The sequence below is a fragment of the Streptomyces sp. NPDC087906 genome, assembly GCF_055584925.1.
The window spans coordinates 1-2869 of sequence record NZ_JBVJLC010000024.1; the positions used below are offsets into that span (position 1 = coordinate 1).

1 protein-coding gene is annotated in these 2869 nt (G+C 68.6%); it reads right to left on the minus strand.

The window, feature by feature from the left end; genetic code table 11:
• A partial coding sequence (locus tag ACZ63I_RS34975; RefSeq protein ID WP_469343574.1) for a condensation domain-containing protein occupies positions 1–2869 on the minus strand: 2869 nt, incomplete at both ends.

The window sequence follows — 2869 nt, forward strand, 5'->3', positions numbered from 1 at the left end:
AGGCTCATGACGTTGGCGACGGAGCCTTCGGTGGCGCCGTATTCGTTGCTGATGGTGGTGTGGGTGGTGCTGGTGTCGAGGAGCTGCGAGACGAGGGTGGGGGTGAGGTTCTCCCCGCCGGCGACGATGGTGGTGATGTGGTGCGTGGCGTTCTGGCTGGTCAGGTGTGCGGCGAGGATTTCCAGGTGGGACGGGGTGGCCTTCAGGAAGCTGATCGGGACGTCGGTGAGGATCATGTCGATGGCGGCGTCGAAGGCGCTCTGACCGGGCTCGGTCTGGGGGATGGCGAGCTGGGTGCCCTGGATGAGGGGCAGGAACAGAGCGGTGATGGTGAGGTCGAACGTGATCGACGAGTACAGGATGGTGCCGATCCCGCCGGGTTCGGTGACGGGGTAGTTCTGGTCGCACCAGTGGAGGTAGTTGACGACGCCCCGGTGTTCGAGGGCGACGCCCTTGGGCCGGCCGGTGGAGCCTGAGGTGTAGATGATGTAGGCGAGATCGTCCGGGGAGGCCAGGGGCAGCGGGTTTTCGGTGGGGCCCTCCGGCCACTGCGCGTCCACGAGCAGCCGCGGAGTATCGGCCGGAAGCCGGTCGGTGTGCCCCGTGCTGGTGATGATGAGCGGCGCCTGGGCGTCCTCGATCATGTAGGTGATGCGTTCCGTCGGGTACTCAGGGTCCAGGGGCACGAACGCGGCCCCGGCTTTCAGGATGCCGAGCAATGCGGCGATGAGTTGCGGCGAGCGGTCGAGGCAGACGGCGATCAGCGTGTCCGGCCTGATGCCCGTACTACGCAGGTGGTGGGCGAGCTGGTTGGCGCGCGCATTGAGCTGCGCGTATGTCCACTGCTCGTCGCCATACGTGAGAGCCACGGCATCCGGGTCCGTTGCGACCCGGTCCTCGATGAGCTGGTGCATGGTCGCCGTGTCGGGGTAGGGGCCTGTGGTTCCGTTCCAGTCGACCAGGATCTGCTGCCGCTCCTGCGCTGTCAGCATGTTCAGCTCGGACAGACGTGCGTCAGGGGTGGCCGCCACGGAAGCCGCCAGCGTGGCCAGGTGGCCGGCCATGCGCTCGATCCGCGCCCGGTCGAACAGATCCGTCCGGTACTCCAGCGCCGCCAGCACCTCGCCGCCCGACTCCGCCGCCGTGAGCTGCAGGTCGAACTTCGCGTCCTGGCCGCCCACGCCGACCTGCTCGACTTCGAGGCCGGGCAGGCTCCACGTGTCGCCGTCCGGAGTGTTCTGGAACACGAAGAGGGTCTGGAACAGCGGGTTGCGCGACAGATCGCGGTTCGGTGCCAGCTCGTCCACCAGCCGCTCGAACGGCAGGTCCTGGTGGTCGTACGCGCCCAGCGCCGTGTCCTTGACGCGGTTGACCAGCTCGCCGAACGTCGGGTCGCCGGACAGGTCGGTCCGCATCACCAGGGTGTTGACGAAGAAGCCGATCAGGTCTTCGGTCTCGGCGCGGTTGCGGCCCGCGATGGGGGTGCCGACCGCGATGTCGTCCTGGCGGCCGTAGCGGGCCAGCACGACCTGGAACAGGGACAGGAGCGTCATGAACAGGCTCGCGCCCTGCCGTCCCGCCGCCGAGCGGAGCTGCTCAGCGACCTCGGCCGGAAGGGTGAAGTACACGGTGTCCCCTGCGGCGCCCTCGCGCTCGGCGGGGCGTCCGTGGTCCGTGGGCAGTTCCAGCACCGGCACACCGGTCAGGCGCTCACGCCAGTACGCCAACTGCTTGTCCAGGAAGTCGCCGGTGAGCTGCTTCCGCTGCCAGACGGCGAAGTCCGCGTACTGGACCGGGAGTTCGGGGAGCGTTCCCTCGCGGTCGGCCAGGGCCGCCGCGTACAGCTCGCGCAGTTCGCGCGCCAGGATCCCCGCCGACCAGCCGTCCGAGACGATGTGGTGCAGCGTGATCAGGAGGTACTGGTCGTCCTCCGCGACGCGGACCAGGTCCACGCGCAGCAGCCGTCCGCTGTCCAGGTCGAACGGGCGGCGTGCCTCAGCTTCCATGATCTCCTGCGCGGTCCGCTCCCTGTCCTCAGGAGCGGCGGCGGTCCGCACCTCGTGCACCACCGGGGTGACCGACCACGGCGCGTCCACGATCTGCGAGGGCCGCCCGGAGTCGTCGGTGACGAACCGGGTCCGCAGGATCTCGTGCCGGGCCACCAGAGCGGTGAAGGCAGCGCCCAAAGCGCCGGCGTTCAGCTCGCCGCGGATACGCAGGCCGAAGGGGACCAGGTACTCGGCGCTTCCGGGCGTCAACTGATCGAGGAACCAGAGGCGTTGCTGGGCGAAGGACAGCGGCAGCGCACCGTCCGTACGGTCCACCGGTACGAGCGGTGCCTCGTCGGCCGTCGCCAGCTCACGCATGGCCACCGCCAGGGTCGCCGGCGTGGGTGAGGTGAAGAGCGTGCGGACCGGCACGTCGATGCCGAGCTGCTGCCGCAGCCGGGAGGTCACCCGCGTCGCGAGCAGCGAATGGCCCCCGAGCGCGAAGAAGTTGTCGTGGACGCCGATCGTGTCGATGCCGAGGATCTCGGACCAGATGGTGGTGACGACGTGCTCGGCTGTGGTCCGGGGGGCGGTGTAGGTCGCGTCGATATCGGGGCGGTGGTGATCAGGAGCCGGGAGGGCTTTGGTGTCGACCTTGCCGTTGGGGGTCAGGGGGAGCTGGTCGAGTGTGACGTAGGACGCCGGGACCATGTAGTCGGGGAGCTGGCTCTGGAGATGGGCACGCAGTTCGTTGGTGTCCGGGTCGGCACCTGAGGTGGTGGTGAGGTAGGCGGTGAGTCGTTTGTCGCCGGGGGTGTCTTCGCGGACGATGACGGCTGTGCTGGCGATGTCGGGGTGGGTGTTGAGTGAGTTTTCGATTT